Source organism: Pseudomonas syringae (genome assembly GCF_021606685.1).
Lineage (GTDB): Bacteria > Pseudomonadota > Gammaproteobacteria > Pseudomonadales > Pseudomonadaceae > Aquipseudomonas > Aquipseudomonas syringae_R.
Genome location: NZ_WKCB01000015.1, coordinates 16,147 through 31,569, shown reverse-complemented (window position 1 = coordinate 31,569; position 15,423 = coordinate 16,147). Strand labels below are relative to the sequence as shown.

Annotated in this window: 12 protein-coding genes and 1 pseudogene; 10 read left to right on the top strand and 3 right to left on the bottom strand. The window is 53.6% G+C overall.

Going from position 1 to position 15,423, the window contains the following annotated elements:
* Positions 1-906 carry a plasmid partitioning protein RepB C-terminal domain-containing protein gene (locus tag GIW02_RS08720; protein WP_015885958.1) on the top strand — a complete coding sequence of 302 codons (906 nt, stop codon included), beginning with the start codon at positions 1-3 and terminating at the stop codon, positions 904-906.
* A gap of 289 nt (positions 907-1,195) precedes the next feature.
* Here the strand turns inward: GIW02_RS08720 and GIW02_RS08715 are convergent, their stop codons facing one another.
* Together GIW02_RS08715 and GIW02_RS08710 are read right to left on the bottom strand one after the other, a co-directional pair.
* Positions 1,196-1,453: a hypothetical protein gene (locus GIW02_RS08715; RefSeq protein WP_236417899.1), complete on the bottom strand. Its 258-nt coding sequence runs from the start codon at positions 1,451-1,453 to the stop codon at positions 1,196-1,198.
* Positions 1,454-1,752: 299 nt separating this feature from the next.
* Complete coding sequence (locus tag GIW02_RS08710; RefSeq protein WP_015885964.1) at positions 1,753-2,793, bottom strand: GTP pyrophosphokinase; 1,041 nt, start codon at positions 2,791-2,793, stop codon at positions 1,753-1,755.
* A gap of 429 nt (positions 2,794-3,222) precedes the next feature.
* Between GIW02_RS08710 and GIW02_RS08705 the strand changes: the two genes are divergently transcribed.
* The 3 genes from GIW02_RS08705 (at position 3,223) to GIW02_RS08695 (ending at position 6,647) form a co-directional block, all read left to right on the top strand.
* Entirely contained in the window at positions 3,223-3,711 is a 489-nt protein-coding gene (locus GIW02_RS08705) for a hypothetical protein (RefSeq protein WP_043205935.1), read from the top strand.
* Positions 3,701-4,363 (top strand): hypothetical protein, encoded by a 663-nt coding sequence (locus GIW02_RS08700; RefSeq protein ID WP_015885966.1) that lies wholly within the window; start codon positions 3,701-3,703, stop codon positions 4,361-4,363. The genes GIW02_RS08705 and GIW02_RS08700 overlap by 11 nt, the downstream gene beginning before the upstream one ends.
* Before the next feature lie 1,027 nt (positions 4,364-5,390).
* Positions 5,391-6,647, top strand: coding sequence for an integrase domain-containing protein (locus GIW02_RS08695; protein WP_201500691.1), 1,257 nt, complete (start codon positions 5,391-5,393; stop codon positions 6,645-6,647).
* Between the two features lie 139 nt (positions 6,648-6,786).
* Here the strand turns inward: GIW02_RS08695 and GIW02_RS08690 are convergent, their stop codons facing one another.
* Positions 6,787-7,074, bottom strand: coding sequence for a hypothetical protein (locus GIW02_RS08690; RefSeq protein ID WP_236418278.1), 288 nt, complete (start codon positions 7,072-7,074; stop codon positions 6,787-6,789).
* 69 nt (positions 7,075-7,143) lie between these two features.
* Between GIW02_RS08690 and GIW02_RS08685 the strand changes: the two are divergent.
* The 6 genes and pseudogenes from GIW02_RS08685 to GIW02_RS08660 form a co-directional block, all read left to right on the top strand.
* A pseudogene (locus tag GIW02_RS08685) lies at positions 7,144-7,950 on the top strand (YqaJ viral recombinase family nuclease); the annotation flags it as partial.
* A 77-nt stretch (positions 7,951-8,027) separates the two neighbouring features.
* Positions 8,028-8,945 (top strand): recombination directionality factor, encoded by a 918-nt coding sequence (locus tag GIW02_RS08680; protein ID WP_201500685.1) that lies wholly within the window; start codon positions 8,028-8,030, stop codon positions 8,943-8,945.
* Positions 8,946-8,997: 52 nt separating this feature from the next.
* Positions 8,998-9,495, top strand: coding sequence for a JAB domain-containing protein (locus GIW02_RS08675; protein WP_106116333.1), 498 nt, complete (start codon positions 8,998-9,000; stop codon positions 9,493-9,495).
* Positions 9,496-10,216: 721 nt separating this feature from the next.
* Positions 10,217-12,562 carry an anti-phage ZorAB system protein ZorA gene (gene zorA / locus GIW02_RS08670; protein ID WP_201500684.1) on the top strand — a complete coding sequence of 782 codons (2,346 nt, stop codon included), beginning with the start codon at positions 10,217-10,219 and terminating at the stop codon, positions 12,560-12,562.
* The gene (locus tag GIW02_RS08665; protein ID WP_060772756.1) at positions 12,562-13,308 is read left to right on the top strand and encodes an OmpA/MotB family protein; all 747 of its coding nucleotides are present in this window, start codon (positions 12,562-12,564) and stop codon (positions 13,306-13,308) included. The genes zorA and GIW02_RS08665 overlap by 1 nt, the downstream gene beginning before the upstream one ends.
* On the top strand, positions 13,305-15,419 hold the full coding sequence (locus GIW02_RS08660) for an EH signature domain-containing protein (RefSeq protein WP_236421829.1): 2,115 nt from the start codon (positions 13,305-13,307) through the stop codon (positions 15,417-15,419). The genes GIW02_RS08665 and GIW02_RS08660 overlap by 4 nt, the downstream gene beginning before the upstream one ends.
* The last annotated feature ends 4 nt before the right edge of the window (positions 15,420-15,423 follow it).

Genomic DNA, 15,423 nt, shown 5'->3' with positions numbered 1-15,423 from the left:
ATGGGCCAAGTGAAACAAGGCTTTGAACGGCAGATCATCCCAATCCCCGTTGACCGAATCCTTCCGACCCGATCTTTGGACAAAGATATAGAACAGACAAAAAAATACTTAACTATCCTAACTTCGATTAGGGAGTTGGGCGTTATTGAGCCGCTGGCAGTGCATCGACAGCAGACCAATGTGGAGGGGACCGCAGCTTTCGTGTTGCTAGACGGCCATCTACGCCTGCATGCACTTAAAGCGCTGGGCGCCACTGAGGCACTGTGCTTACTCTCAATCGATGACGAAGGTTTCACATATAACCGGCAGATCAACCGCCTAACGCCTGTGCAAGAGCACAAGATGATTCTCACCGCTGTGCGTAAAGGCATTTCCCCCGCCTTGATAGCAAAGGTTCTGGGTATCAATGTAGAGAGAATCCATGATCGACAGCGCATGCTCGATGGCATCGCGCCCGAAGTAGTAGAAATGCTTAAAGTCAAAATGGTCAGCCAAGGAGTATTTCGCACACTGAGAAAAATGAAACCCATGCGCCAAATCGAAACCGTGGAGCTCATGGTATCCGCCAATTGCTTTACCCAAACTTACGCCGAAATGGTACTTGCAGCTTCACGGCCGGACATGTTGATCGAAAAAAAATCCAAGCTGTCCGCAGAGGTCAGCGTCGAGGAGCTGGCGAGGATGGAGCGCGAGATGGAAAAGCTCTTTCACGATTACAAGGTCGTGGAGGACACGCTGGGGGAGACCATGCTGTTTTTAGTCGTTGCCAAGGGTTATCTCGCTCGTCTGCTGCGCAATGAAACCATATCGGGCTACTTAAAGCGTTGCCACAGCGAACTTCTAGATGAACTAGCTGCAATCATGGAGGCAGTTAGCTCCGACGCAAGGAAGCCTGAGCGAGAGTGACGAACCGACCTGGCGAGAAGATAGAAAGCTGTACCAACCACAGGAACTTGCCAATTACTTGGCAATATTCAGGACATTTTCTGATAGTTCGGGATAAACCTAGAGCATATGTCAGCAACTCCATACCTACTGTCTCAATGACTGCACTGGGCTAGTTGCCGACTGGCATTCCTAGACAGAAATCTCTTGTCAGCAGTCTACAAACCAATTGTAAAACCGATATCCCGCAGCCACCGACACGGCGCAGGTTCCAAGGGCCAATAGAGGCCACTAGAGAATCCGGGGCGATTCAACCTTTGGGAATAGTCAGGGGCGCGAACTTGTTTTTTTGCCCTTGCAGTGGCACCAGTTTGCACCAGTAGATCGAGTACGCATTCGGGCTCGTTTGCTTGATTGAAACGGCAGCCACGACAGATTTAACCTCGGTCTTTTTGTATATCTTCATGGACGCATCCATATAGCTTGCGGCCAGGCATCTCGCGTCCGTAAGCAGCTGCTCGTACTGCTGATCCAGCAGGGTGACTATAGTTTTTGCTTCTTTGCTCATGACCAAGGCTCTCTGCTTTGTAAGAGCCAAATGGTGACCGATCGCTGAGCACCCCAAATTCGATTTCAGACGATTTTATCGTCGGAAATCTAACAAAATTTGAGTTGGCCGGCTGACACTATCGATCTGCCGTGCACTAGATAGACGACAGATGACGATAGGGCAGACGCAGGAAAATATCACGTACAAAGGATGCACAATAGATACCCCCGTTATTTCATGCTTACTCCTAAAAAATGTATTCCCATTCGCTCAATGGCTACATGCTCTATCGGCTTTATGAGGTTTATAGGAAAATCTTACGGCATCTGATTGTAAAGCTTAGCTATCTGTGCAAGTCGCGTTGGACGTCCTTTGGCTCTTCCCATAGGATGCCTGGCTAAAACTTCGTCAACCTTATTTTTCAATAACCCAGCCAAGAGCAAGTCTGAACTATCCCTCTCTAATATATCCACATTTTGTTCCTCGGCAAATCTGAGAAGGCGATCAAACTCTGTCTGGACAGTTTCCTTAAGATTTTCTCCGCCGGGGCAGATCGCATTATGAATCCCTCCAGGCGAATTAATTCCTAACGCCTCTAGTTCTTCAAATAGCTGTCCAGCATTGGCGGAAAACCCGGTTCCGACTTCTAGCTCCTTTCTCATACGCGCTACAAAATCATGGACGTCATCAAATGCGCCAGTTCGATGAGTAAGACGCTCATCCGTATCGGTCAGAAGTCTTTTGATCGTTAGGTCACCCGCCTTCGTCAGCAGCCCTAACTGGTCTATGAACTCCCTCTCCGCGTCAGACAGCTCACCGCTTAGCGGTTTATATTGAAGATCATGCTCAATTTCATTGAAAACATGTGCGAGCAAGCTACAGACTTGAATCTCACATGTAGTACCGTCTAGGTTAGAGTTTGTACCTGCGAAGTCTTCTTCAATTAAATATACTTGGCAGTGAGTTGCTCGGTAATGCCTCCCTACTTCTGCGCGATCTTTTACATCAATATCTGGCTCACCGCCGTCTCTTCCGACAAAGGCCTGCCTTATTTCCTGAACAACATTTTGACGATCTGATTCTAAATAGGTTGCGATTCGCACCCCGGCTAAATCACTGATCCTCTCAAAAACCTCATCAACACTGTTATATCTATTCCGAAGCTCTGCCTTTCGCAATTTGTCGAAAAAGCTCTTTGGATTCTTCGCGCGCCGCTGAACGGTTGCACGCACAGTTAATTTTTTCTGTACGATTTCTATACATTTTTGATATACCAAATCTGCCATCTTTGAGTACCTGTCATATTCCCGCAGATATCTCTGGTGACATTCCTGAATTTGCTCATCGCTTAATGGCATTCTCATTCCTTGAAAGCTTGGATTTGGTATCGCGTCCCGAAATGGCGGAAATCCCCATGGTGGACCGATTATTTAAGCGGGACCTCATAGCAAATAGATTCGCCGATATCATAATGCCATGCGACTAATCGCAATGCCATCCGAGGTACGTCTTTGCGATCAGCTTTGCTTGGTAGACGCCTCTAGGTCAGATTCGGGTCTATTTCGGCCGGTAGCGAAGGGTGAGCAGCCATCTCTGAAGGGCGGCTCCTGGCCGATTTTCGCCACCCCTACAGGCTGCAATGGGAAGGAAGTATCGTCCACAAACGCCTACCGCAGCGTCTGTTTTTGGTTCTTGTGCTCTAACTCGGTAAAGTGTGCTATATGCAAAATTTGACGACTAGCCGATAGCGCGCAGCCGCGCACGGGACAGATATGGAATCAGGCTACATGAAGAAGAATCAGACTGAACCGGTCTACAAAGAGTACCTACGCTTCAGGTTTCCTGGGTTTGGTTCGGAGGGTACGTGCTTCCTACGGGTCTGGGTACGACCAAGCGGGTTGGTTGTCCTCTGCAGTCAGCTTCTCGAATATTACGGTACGTCGGTGACCAACGCGGTGGAGCAAATCCTTGTGGCGGCCATCGAGCGGTTGCAAGAAGATGTCGGATTGGATCACCTTGTTGCTCCTAGGCGTTGGTGGCGATTTCGAGCTGATCACGAAGATTTCATTAGCCAGGTCGTGCGGCGTACGGTGTGGATTGAGCACTACCCACCTGGAGCCGGACTGCATCCTGCTGGTTCGTTTGCATTGGTGGCGTTCGACAGCGATCTGCATCCAGTCTGGAACTACGTATCCAAGAAGACGGCTGCAGGAGAATGTGGCGTGGACGCAGCACTCCTCGAAGTTGATACGCAGTTACTAAAATATGAATCCTAGACGCCTCATCCATCATGGGCCGCGGCTGATCAACATCCTGCACAACCAGCTCCCGCACCACGTTATATCTGAAAACGGCCTTGTGGGCGGCTCGAAGGACGCGCATCAGGCAGAAGCTTCAGTACAGCAATTGATCGTCAAACTGCTCACACCTCACCTACCCTCCCCTGACTTGGTAAGGAATAACAAGCAGGCTCTCGAGCATCCAACACTTGGCCGCTGCATTCCCGATGTGATCATTGATCGAATTGGCGGTTCTCCTTGGGGATATTTTGAGTTGAAGACCTTGCTTGCCGAAGATCAGTTGACTGAGGACGCAGTCGAGCATGATTTGAGAAAGTTATGTGCCTATAAGGACGCTCGTCCTGAAGCAGCGGCCGTCTTCGTCCTCGTAGGTACACGCAAGAGGCTATCGGATAAATACGCGAAAGCACGCTGGGAAAAAGCCGGAATTAGCGCTGAAGAGTCGGCATTCAGCACGGGGCAGTTGCGGCCTCAGAAATTGTTTGATGCTAATTACATTGCGATTCCTTGCGGATGGTCTGGAAAGGCTAACGAGGTGATGACCCTGACGTGGGAGGTTCAACCCACTAGCAAGCTTCGTATTCAGTCAGACACATACCGATTTCTGGCATGCATGGCTGGCCCTTGATATTCAAAACTAGGTTCTTAAGGTGCTGTTGGGTGAAAGCTCAAATAGGTCAAACAATTGATCGCTTCGGCTAGGGGCATACCGACGCACATGAATGTCTCTTTATGGCCGTCTGTTGCCTACCACGCAGGATAAAATACTGCTTATCAGCAAGCCACGAACCAGTTATAAAAACGATATCCCGCGCCAACCGACACGGCGCAGATTCCGAGGGTCAGTAGAGGCCACTGCCCTTCGACGCCTAGCCACCACTGCACTTTGAACAGAAACGCTCCTACCAAAACGCAGGCCAGAACACCAAGAGCCAGGCCAACCAAAGCGAACAGTCGAGCCCCTAACCCAGGATTTCCGCCGTGCCAGTTCTCACTCAGGCAAAAGGGGCAATGATTGGAAGAAAGCGAATACCCCCAGAAACCACGGCTATATGACGCTCTCGGAACCATCGCCTTGCCACAGTTGTGACAGGTAACCATCGAGTGTCTCATATCGCACCTCAGCTCAAATCATCCTAGATGAGCCGATGGTGCGCTACCGCTGAAAAAACCCAACTACGTGACCTGACATCTACCCAGCGCCCGGTGTGAGCTGGGCTCAAACCCTCGTAGCCAGATAACCGAGGTTATGGCTGTACACGACCAACTCCATTGAATGCTCGCCGGTGGCTGACTGACCTCGCCCGGTCGCAGAGCGATAATTCAGGACGCCAGTTCAACTCCTCAAATAGCCGCTCATCGGAAATGCGTGTACGGGGGCACTTATGGGGGCACTTAAAAATAAACCGCTCAGTAAAGTTATTTAAAACAATAGGTTATGTATAGATTTTCAATCCCCCCGGCTCCACCACTTCAACATCTAAAGACGTCCACGGACGTCTTTTTTTGTGCCTGAAATCCAGTAAAAACAAGGGTTTAGGGTCCACGAGTATCCGTCAGCATCCGTGGCCATCTACGATTTCGTGTATTCCAAGTGGTATTCCAAGCCCTCACCTGCTATTTTTTGGAATACATAAACAGCACTGGAATACACCATGGGGGCCCAAGCCACGCGCCTTTCAGACGTAAAAGTCAAAGCCGCGAAGCCAAAGGAAAAAGATTACATACTCACCGATGGCAACGGCCTTCAGATGCGAGTGAGAATCAATGGCTCAAAGCTGTGGAATTTCAACTACATCCACCCCGTGACGAAAAAGCGGATAAACATGGGATTGGGCACCTTCCCTGAGGTGAGCCTGGCGCAAGCACGCAAGAGAACCGTGGAAGCGAGAGAGTTTGTCGCCCTGGGGCTGGACCCTAAAGAGAAACGCGACGCCGAGCGGCACGCGAAAAAAGCAGCCACGGAACACACTTTCGAAAATATCTCGGCAGCGTGGTTCGAGCTCAAAAAGGATTCAGTCACCCCTGCGTACGCCGAGGATATTTGGCGTTCTCTCACGCTGCATGTCTTCCCTGATCTGGCGACCACCCCCATCTCTGCTATCACTGCCCCTAAAGTCATCAATTTGCTCCGCCCGCTTGAAACGAAGGGCAGCCTCGAAACCGTTAAACGTCTAACCCAACGCCTCAATGAGATCATGACCTATGGTGTCAATTCGGGATTGATTCACGCGAATCCGCTCAGTGGAATCCGCTCCGTCTTCAAAAAGCCCAAAAAGAAAAACATGGCGGCCCTTGCACCCGATGAGCTGAAAGAGCTCATGGTGGCAATTGCCAATGCCAGCATAAAAAGAACTACGCGCTGCCTAATTGAGTGGCAACTTCACACCATGACTCGGCCAGCCGAGGCTGCCACTTCCCGTTGGGCTGATATCGACTTCGAAAAGAAGATCTGGACGATACCGGCGGAGCGCATGAAGAAACGTCGCATACACATCATTCCGCTTACGGAACAAGCTTTGGCGCTCTTGGAAGCAATCAAGCCCTACAGTGAACGTCGGGAGTACGTTTTCCCCGCAGACCGAGACCCTCGCACCCACTGCAACAGCCAAACCGCCAACATGGCACTGAAGCGTATGGGGTTCGAGGGGCGTCTAGTAAGTCACGGCATGCGCTCAATGGCGAGTACCATCCTTAATGAGCGCGGTTGGGATCCTGAGTTAATCGAAGTTGCGCTAGCCCACGTCGATAAAGATGAGGTACGCAGCGCCTACAACCGAGCCGACTACATTGAGCGTAGACGCCCGATGATGGCCTGGTGGAGTGAGCACATCCAAGAGGCGGCAACTGGCAGCCTGTCAGTGTCAGCACTCTGTCAGAACCAAGATCGAAAAGTCGTCTCAATACGCTAAGGGTGGCTTCAACCAGTGACAAGCAATCACTCGACCATGACCGCCGGCTGCCTGGACTGTGCATCGGGCTCGCCCCTGCACTCTCAGTCAATATGTCAAGCAGTCGATACAAGCGATAGAGGCACCTAAAGGAATTGTTTCAGCTGTCGCCGCGAGGAAAGGAAACGCGTAAATGACGAAGAAGATCGTTCGGGAGTACTGCTGGGAGCTTTGCAGTGCCGTTATTGGACAGCTGAATGGCGACTGTCTTATTAAGGCCGGCGAATTTCACTTGGACTTTTTCCAGCACATGCTTGCGGCCGGCTAGCAGAATATCAGTAGCTTCGCGCACATCCCTTACCCCTTTGAGCAAGATTTTTCCCGTCACCCCGTCGTCTATTTCGACGCCCGAGACCTGGAGAGAGTCGACAGTGATGTCCTGATCCACGGCAACCTGCAGAGCCGAGACCCACTCAATCAGGTTAACCGTAGGAGGCGTTACTACTAGGTTGAAACTGCAAGCTTCCCCAAACTAGATCCCAATGATGAAGAGAGCCCTGCTTATTGGGGCAACATTCTCGAACCGATTGTGGCGACCCACTACACCAAGCGCAGCGGTCACCGGGTGCGGCGGGTCAATGCGGTGCTGCAGCATCCTGATCCTAAACTGCCCTGGATGCTGGCCAACATCGACCGCGAGGTCATCGGCGCCGACGATGTACAGATCCTTGAATGCAAGACTGCCGGCATAAACGGGGCACGCCTCTGGAAGGAGGGTGTGCCCGAGTATGTGCAGTTGCAGGTCATGCACCAGCTCGCCGTGACCGGCAAGCAGGCGGCGGATGTGGCGGTACTGCTGGGTGGCCAACACTTGGAGATCCACCGCATCGAACGAGACGAGTCGATGATTGCTCGGCTGATCAACCTGGAGCGGCTGTTCTGGGACTACGTAGTCAGTGATACCCCGCCACCGGCCGATGGTACTGATTCAGCGGAAGCCGCACTACGCTGCCTCTACCCCGAGGACAACGGTCAGACGCTGGACTTCAGTCAGCACCCGGAACTGGCCACCACCTACCGGGAACTCAAGGCTGTTCGCCAGAGTATTAACCAACAGGAGGCGCGAGAGGCGCAGCTCAAACAAGTCTTGCAGCAGGCCATGGGCATCGCCACCCGCGCGGAGTTTACCGAGGGCTACATCTGCTGGAAGAAGTCCAAGGACAGCACCATGCTGGATGTCGAGCAGATGCTCAAAGACAAACCCTACCTGCAGGCCCGCTATCCCAAGATCAAAACAGGCAGTCGTCGTTTCCTGATCCTCTGACTCTACCACCGTACATAAGCCATCTGGACCGATCACGTCCCGGTGGCTTTTTTATTTCCAGATCAAGGATAACCGCCATGCTTAAAGGTTTAGCCATTACTCCTCCGGTACTCGGGCGTATTTCCATTGGCAAGGTCGTCGAGAAAAACGGCAAACGTCTGCCGGAGAAAGATGATCAGTTCACCATCACCTCGCAGGTGCAAAGCCGCGACGGTTGGCTGCTGCACCCGCTCAATGACGAACTGCGCAATGGCCAGGACGGCAAGCTGCGCAGCATTCCGATTCGGCTACTGTTCAACGAGCCGGACCTCAACTTTCGCGCGGACTACAGCCTGTTCGACCGCACCACCGGCCGACCGCTGTGCGTCGGCAATGGTGAGACCTGCAAGCGTTTGACTAAGGACGGCATCCAGTCGCTGCCCTGCCCTTCACCAGATGGCTGCTCACTAGCCCAAGGCAATACCTGCAAGCCTTACGGCCGGCTGAACGTGGTGATTGGCGATGACGATCCGCTGGGCAGCTTTGTCTTCCGTACCACCGGTTTTAACAGCATCCGCACCCTGGCGGCACGCCTGCAGTACTTCAGCGCAATCTCCGGCAATCGCCTGGCCTGTCTGCCGCTGGAGCTGCGTCTGCGTGGTAAGTCCACTCGGCAGAGCCACGGTACACCGATCTTCTACGTGGACATCACGGTGCGTAGTGGCCTGAGCATGGAGGACGCCTTGCTGGAAGCCAAGCAATTGGACGAAGCCCGGCAAGCCTCCGGCTTTGACCAGGGAGCACTGGATCACGCGGCCCGCCGGGGCTTTAACAATGGAGCCTTTGAGGACAGCGAGGAGGACACCGGTGCCGTCGTCGAGGAGTTCTTCCCCATCATTGAAGATCAGCCCAGCCCTGTAGACCCCCAAGCCCAACGGGCAGCGCCTGCCAAACCATCACTCGCCCAAAAGCTGAAGTTGCAAGGCGCGCGGCACAACAGCAGGCCCGCCCAGTAATGCCCTTCTCAACCTCCTCTGCGTGCTCCTTCATTCGTACAGGAATACCGTCATGAAATATCACAAACTCAAAGCCGGTGAAACGAGCGGTACTTATGGCATGGAATCCCCGATCACCGAAGCCGACATTCTGCAGATGGCTCAACAACTGGCGATGAATCGTCTTTCTAAAGGACGGGCTTTGACTGAGCCGAAGCACGTATTCAGTCATCTGCAAACACTGCTGCAGTACCATGAGCACGAAGTCTTTGGATTGCTGCTGCTCGACACCAAACACCAGGTGATCGGCTTCAGAGAGCTATTCGGAGGCACCCTGGAAGGTGTCAGCGTATACCCACGGGAAGTGGTCAAGATCGCCCTAGAGCAGACGGCCGCAGCCGTGATTCTGGTCCACTATGATCCGTCTGAGGTCCCCGAACCTAGTCAAGCCAATCGCATGTTGTCCACCACACTCAAGAATGCCCTCAACATGATTGGCACCCCATTATTGGACCATGTCGTCGTAGGCTATCGAGGCTACGTGTCGTTGGCTGAACGAGGTTATTTGTAAGACGATTGCTAACCGCCCCTATGGCTGCCTTTGGCTGAGTCCAAAGGACGCCACTGAGGTGGCTGACTTGGCAATTTATTTTTTTGCGTTAAATCCGACTAATATCCAATGAGTGAGAGTTGGCCTCAGTTGTCCAGAGTCAGAAGTCCGCGGACAAATTTTTCGGAGGGTGCGATGCCCTCAATAAATCAAAACATCCGAGCTCATCTCTATACGCGCTTGGTTTTCTCATGCAGCGACAGGTTATGTACTCCAGGGTCACATTTCGGTCAGCGGCAACATCTTTTGCATCATTAAATGAGATAGCGTGCTCGAAGAAAGGACGCAGCCTGCCCGACCGTTTCGTCACAAAGCAGCCGAGATGAAGGGCTGGTAGGAGTCTCGACCAAGCCACTGACAGCCTCTACCAATATGCTCAGACCACTGGCCGTGCATCGAAGGCTCCCTGGCATTACTATGCTCCCTTCTACTCCAGCAAACGGAAGTGCCATGGATATCTTGATAGTAAATGCCGCATTGGAGACCATCGACCGCTACAAGCTCGGACGACGGAACACTCCAAACGCAGAGCAGCCTTTGCACTAAAAACATCTCCCTGCCACCAGCTTAAAACCTAACTCAGTCATGTCCACCTGCTCACTGACCAGATGGACTGCACCTTGGTGGAACAGGGCCGCGCCTGATTATTAAACGTTTCGAATGACCTAAGAGACTAGCCGTAATGGACTTGTTAAAACTGCTCTGGCCGGACTTCAGCTTGCTGCTGACTGGTAACACCAATGGCATCAGCGCCTGGTTCTGGCTGCTAACGGCGGGCATCTTTACTATCGCGCTGTTTGCTCTGCTGGTGCACTTAGTTCATTTCAAAGCAAGGTTGCAGGCGGTTAACAGCTTGCTAGCCGGACAGACAAGGGAGCAGCTTGCCCTCAATCGGCGGGAAACCGTGCAGCGCGCCCAGGCGTTGAAAAACACCGGCATCAGCATGCTTTGGCGAGAATTCGACGAGAGCTTGGTCAGCTCGGGCGACCAAAAGCTGTTGTTCAACACTCTAGATGCCGAGCACTTCTTTAACGCCCGCACCCTGGCGCCGGGCCTTACCGCCAGCCGGTTGCTGGCCGCCACCCCAGGTTTTTTGGTGGCGATTGGTGTGTTAGGCACCTTTGTCGGTTTGACCATCGGCCTGGTGGGGCTGGAGCTGAGCAGCTCTTCGGGTGTTGAAGCGTTGCGCAAGGGCATCGACGGGCTGATTTCTGGCGCGGCTGTAGCTTTTATGACCTCAGTGTGGGGCGTGACCTTCAGCCTGCTGCTGAACTTTATCGAAAAAATGTTCGAGCGCTCGGCACTGGCCCAAGTACAGTCTTTGCAGAATAAAATCGACGGCCTCTATCCAAGAATTTTGGCCGAGCAGTCGCTAGTGCACATCGCCGACTATAGTCGGGAAAGCAGCACTGCCTTGCAGGAGTTGCACGAACGCATCGGCGACCGCCTGCAGGAAAGCATGGCGGGGATGAACGAAGCCATGCAAACGGCACTCGCAGATACGCTGAACAACATCATGGGCCCGGCCATACAAACCTTGGTCAGTGGCGCCAGCCAGCAGTCCACCCAAGTATTGGACAAACTGGTCGGCAGCTTTATGGAAGGTATGACGTCGGTAGGCCGAGAGCAGGGCAACCTGATGCAGCAGGCAGCCGCCGATATAAACAACGCCGTAGGCGCAATGAGCGGTCAGCTCAATCAACTGTTCCACAGCCTCAGCGATCAGCAGGGCCGTCAGCAAGAAACCGCTCAGCAGCAGAGCCGTCAGTTTGAGGAACAGTTGCAGCGTGTCGTGAGCAGCGCCGAACAGCGAGAGCAACATTTGGAGCAGCGTTTCAATCAGCTCATGTCCGGACTGGGTGGGCAACTGGATGGCCAGTTGAGCGCCGCCCAGCGCCGCGATGACGAGCGCCAGACAATGTTCGAGCGGGCACAGGCCGAGGCCAATCAGCGCCAGCAGGAACTGCTAACGCAAGTCGCCAGTAGCACCCGTGAACAAATGCAGACGATGGCCGAAGCGGGTAACGAGCGGCACAACAACCTGGAGAACGTCTTCTCGCGCTTGATGATGAGCCTCAACACCCAGCTCGATTCGCAGCTATCGTCTTCGGAGCAACGTGAGCAGGCGCGCGCCGAACGTCACGAACAACAACTAGTGGCCGCCACTGCGCAACAGCAACAGCTGGTCGGCAGCCTGAGTCAGACCACGCAGCAGCAATTGACTGCAATGGTTGAAGCGGCATCCGCCCAACAGAGCAACCTGGAATCGGCCTTTGGCAAATTGCTCGGCAATCTCAACGAGCAAATGAGTGACCACAGCGCGAATGCCGAACAGCGTGAGCAGTCGCGCCAACAGCGCCAAGCCGAACAGATGGAAAACATGGCCAGCCAGCAACAGCAGTTGCTGGAAAGCATCGCCAAGGCAGTGCAGAGCACCCAACAGCAAAGCCTGCAAATGGCCGAGCAACATCAGCAGTTGCTCGGGCGCTTGCAGCAAACCAGCGAAGCTGCTGCAGCTAGCAGTAAGCACATGGACAGCAGCGCCAACCAACTTGGTCTACTGTCGACCAACGTGCGCCAAGCCTCCGAGCTATTGGGCCAGCGGCTGGAGTCGGTGTCTGAGCGAATTGAAGGCGCCAGCGCGCAAAATGCCGAGCTGGCCGCGCAGCTCAAGGGCCAATCAGCCTCGCTCTCGCAGCTGCAAGAGGCGCTACTGGAAGGCGCCCAGCGTTTCGAACAGGCCGCCAGTGAGGCGCGTAATGGCTTTGGTGAGATGAGGGCCCATCAACAAGAGTTTCTCGTCGGTATACGCACCGAGTTCACCGCCTTGGGCGAAACACTGCGCACGCAGGTTGCGGGTGTCGAGAAGCAGGCTGAAGAATGGCTACGTAGCTACTCGGGTGAGGTGCATCAGCAAGTACATGAGCGCATGGATCAATGGAACAAGCAGACCTTGAGCTTTGCCGACCAGATGTATGCCGCTGTGCAGGCAATCAGCAACGTTGTCGATGAGTTGGAGTCCCGCTGATGCGCTGGCGCAAATCCAACGAGGTATCCGTAGATGAGGAGAATCCGTACTGGATGTCTTTCTCGGACATGATGTCAGCGCTGTTGGTGATTTTCATCCTGGCGGCAGTGATCCTCATCTTGCAGTTGATGGAGCGGCAGAAGGACTTTGATCAGAAGGTTTCCCTTCTGGAGCAGGCCGAGCAGGTGCGTCGTACCATTCTAGATGAGGCGGTGGATGAGCTGCGCCAGCGCGGCATCAAGGTGGAGGTCAGCGAAAACCATACGGTGCTGCGTATCCCCAATGCGCTGCTCGGTTTTGACACCGGCGCTTATGAAGTGTTGCCACGCTACCAGCCAACGGCGCTGGAGATCGGCGAGGTGATTAACAAAGTGATCAGCAAAGAACATCGAGTTGACTTTCTGGATACGATTTTTATCGAAGGCCACACCGACAACCGGCCTTATAACAATGCACAGATTAAGGGTAACTGGGGGCTGTCGACCTTTCGCGCCATCTCGCTGTGGCAATTCTGGAGTAGCGAACTGCCGGAAGCCGAGCGGCTTAATCGGTTGAATAACCAGGATGGCGACCCCCTGTTCTCGGTCAGTGGCTATGGCGAGACCCGACCGGTGAACGACCAGCAATCAAGCGAAGATGACTACCGGCTCAATCGCCGCATCGACATTCGCTTCACTATTCGCCGGCCATTGAGCGCCGAATATGAGGGTGTGCGAGAGGTGTTGGGGGGAGGCACTACCAAATGAAGGTGCCGCCGATAGACAACCGTCCTGGGGAATGGCCGCATGGTGTCATTGAAAACTGGACGCGCTTGCTTGCGCGCGCTCAGCACCTGGAGAGCAAGGCCGGCGGTAGTGATGCCTTTGAACAGATGTTGGCTACTTTTCGCGAGATGATGCGCACCGGCCGTTTTGACGGTTTTAAAGCGTTGCTGACCAGGCGCCTGGCCGCTCGCGCACTGACCTGGCTATGGCTGCACGATGACGTGATTGGACCACGGCTGTTGAATGTACGGCTCCTCAATACGCTGATAGAAGCGCAACAACCACGCCTGACGCGAATCACGTTGGTGCAAATGGTTCAGTTGTATTTCCGCTTTTTTGATCGCTTGGATGACCGCGACAAAACTGCCGAGCAAAGCGTGCGGGCTGTGCTCGAGGCACATGTGCATGCCCAGTTGCGCTTGCTCCCCGAGCCGCGCATGCAGTCCCTGCGGCCGGATGCCTTAACCCAACTCAAGCAGCACGGATATTGGTTGTTGGGGCTTGAAGGCCCTTTGGCCTTGGCTAAGCACGTTCGCGAGCAGGGCCAAGAGCTGGCCGCTACGTTTGAGGCGTATGGCTTGGCAGGATTGAGTACTAGCCGTTACGGCGATGTTTGCCGCGCGCACTTTTATCTCGAAACTTTGCGCCAGCTGGTGCCAGGGGAATGGGACGAGGTACTGGATGAACTTCTGAAACCTTCGGTAAGCAAAGCACCCTACGAGGGTGACAAGCGCATTGGTCACGCGGCCTTAGAAATCATAATCGACCGCGCGGGTGATGCGCCGAGCGATATTTGGCAGAGTTTCATCCTCAATCTGGCAGGCGATCCGCGCATTGCCAGCTCATCGCCTAACTACCGGCAATGGTGGTTACCTTTGGGTGAGGCGCGTATCAACCAGGTGCGCGGCTGGCTGTCCAAAGAAGACTTGCGGCTGTTCCTGCAAGCGGTTGAGCAGTACGGCAACGAAAGTGGTAAAGAAGACTTGCAGCGGATGTTTCCAGCACGGAAAACCTTCCTTGAGGGGCTGTTCAAGCTTGGGTTAATTCGCCATACACGCTTGATGCTGGGCGGCATCGCGCAGCAGTCGGTGCGGCGAATTCTAGGGGAAGAGGTAAAGACCAACTTTGCCAAAATGGAAGGATCCATGAACGACAAGGCTGCAATCTACTTGGATTGCGGCGACTTCCATTTGGTTGAGGGCTCGCACAGCTTCAAGATTTGGTTGTATTTGGCTCAGCCTGGGCCGGCAATGAAATCGTACGAAAAAAACCTGTTTAGCCATTCAGATCTTACGATTGAGCTCCCTAAGGTATACAAAAAGCTCTATCCGGGACTAGGTTACGAGGCGGTAACCCACAATGGCACCTGGCAGCGCAAAGTCTTCGATTTTTTGGCTGAGAATGGCATCGGCGTGGACATCGAGAAGCTACTGAGCAAGCAGGAATACCGTAGTTATTTGAATCGCCACGGGGTGCCAGTGGTACGGAGCAACAAGGTCATCGTACCTCCAGCGATACAAAGTTCAATGCAAGCCGTAAAGCCTGAGCGTTTACCTGAGCCAGGGAGCAATGCATTTGAAACAACCAGCTATGCCATTGGATCTGCATCAGCGGCATCAAGGCCGCTGACCGAACCACGAACAGTAGGTGCGGCGGTGGAGGCTTCAGTCGTCAAATCTATTCGTGCGCAGAATAACGCCATCGCCGATGCCGGCTATTCAGGAAGTCGGCGGTTATTTGGTAAAGAACCTGATGTTGGTACTGCGCTTGCACCCGTCGATAGTGCTTTGCCCTCGGTAGTCGCCGCCGTCGCGGAATCGGCATCTGCACCTTTGGTGGTAAACGAGCTGAGTGGCACCGCGTTAGCTGGCAGCATCACGCGGCTGCCTAAAAGTGCCATTGCAGTCATGCATTACTTTGCCTCTAACCCGGGTGATAAGGCTCGCTACGCCAGTAACGTTCTCGAAATTGAAATACGTGAGGTTAATCGTCTGTTGCATGGGCCGCTAAGGACTTTTTGTAAGCAAGATGAGTCTTTTGGCTGGAGTGTTTCCGGCCCTGCTTTAGCGGTTCTGAATAAACTGTTCCCCTGACTCG

Excerpts from the sequence above, each read along its gene's own strand:
- GIW02_RS08720 (WP_015885958.1), top strand. The coding sequence starts at position 1 with ATGGGCCAAGTGAAACAAGGCTTTGAACGGCAGATCATCCCAATCCCC.
- GIW02_RS08715 (WP_236417899.1), bottom strand. The coding sequence starts at position 1,453 with ATGAGCAAAGAAGCAAAAACTATAGTCACCCTGCTGGATCAGCAGTAC.
- GIW02_RS08710 (WP_015885964.1), bottom strand. The coding sequence starts at position 2,793 with ATGCCATTAAGCGATGAGCAAATTCAGGAATGTCACCAGAGATATCTG.
- GIW02_RS08705 (WP_043205935.1), top strand. The coding sequence starts at position 3,223 with ATGAAGAAGAATCAGACTGAACCGGTCTACAAAGAGTACCTACGCTTC.
- GIW02_RS08700 (WP_015885966.1), top strand. The coding sequence starts at position 3,701 with ATGAATCCTAGACGCCTCATCCATCATGGGCCGCGGCTGATCAACATC.
- GIW02_RS08695 (WP_201500691.1), top strand. The coding sequence starts at position 5,391 with ATGGGGGCCCAAGCCACGCGCCTTTCAGACGTAAAAGTCAAAGCCGCG.
- GIW02_RS08680 (WP_201500685.1), top strand. The coding sequence starts at position 8,028 with ATGCTTAAAGGTTTAGCCATTACTCCTCCGGTACTCGGGCGTATTTCC.
- GIW02_RS08675 (WP_106116333.1), top strand. The coding sequence starts at position 8,998 with ATGAAATATCACAAACTCAAAGCCGGTGAAACGAGCGGTACTTATGGC.
- zorA (WP_201500684.1), top strand. The coding sequence starts at position 10,217 with ATGGACTTGTTAAAACTGCTCTGGCCGGACTTCAGCTTGCTGCTGACT.
- GIW02_RS08665 (WP_060772756.1), top strand. The coding sequence starts at position 12,562 with ATGCGCTGGCGCAAATCCAACGAGGTATCCGTAGATGAGGAGAATCCG.
- GIW02_RS08660 (WP_236421829.1), top strand. The coding sequence starts at position 13,305 with ATGAAGGTGCCGCCGATAGACAACCGTCCTGGGGAATGGCCGCATGGT.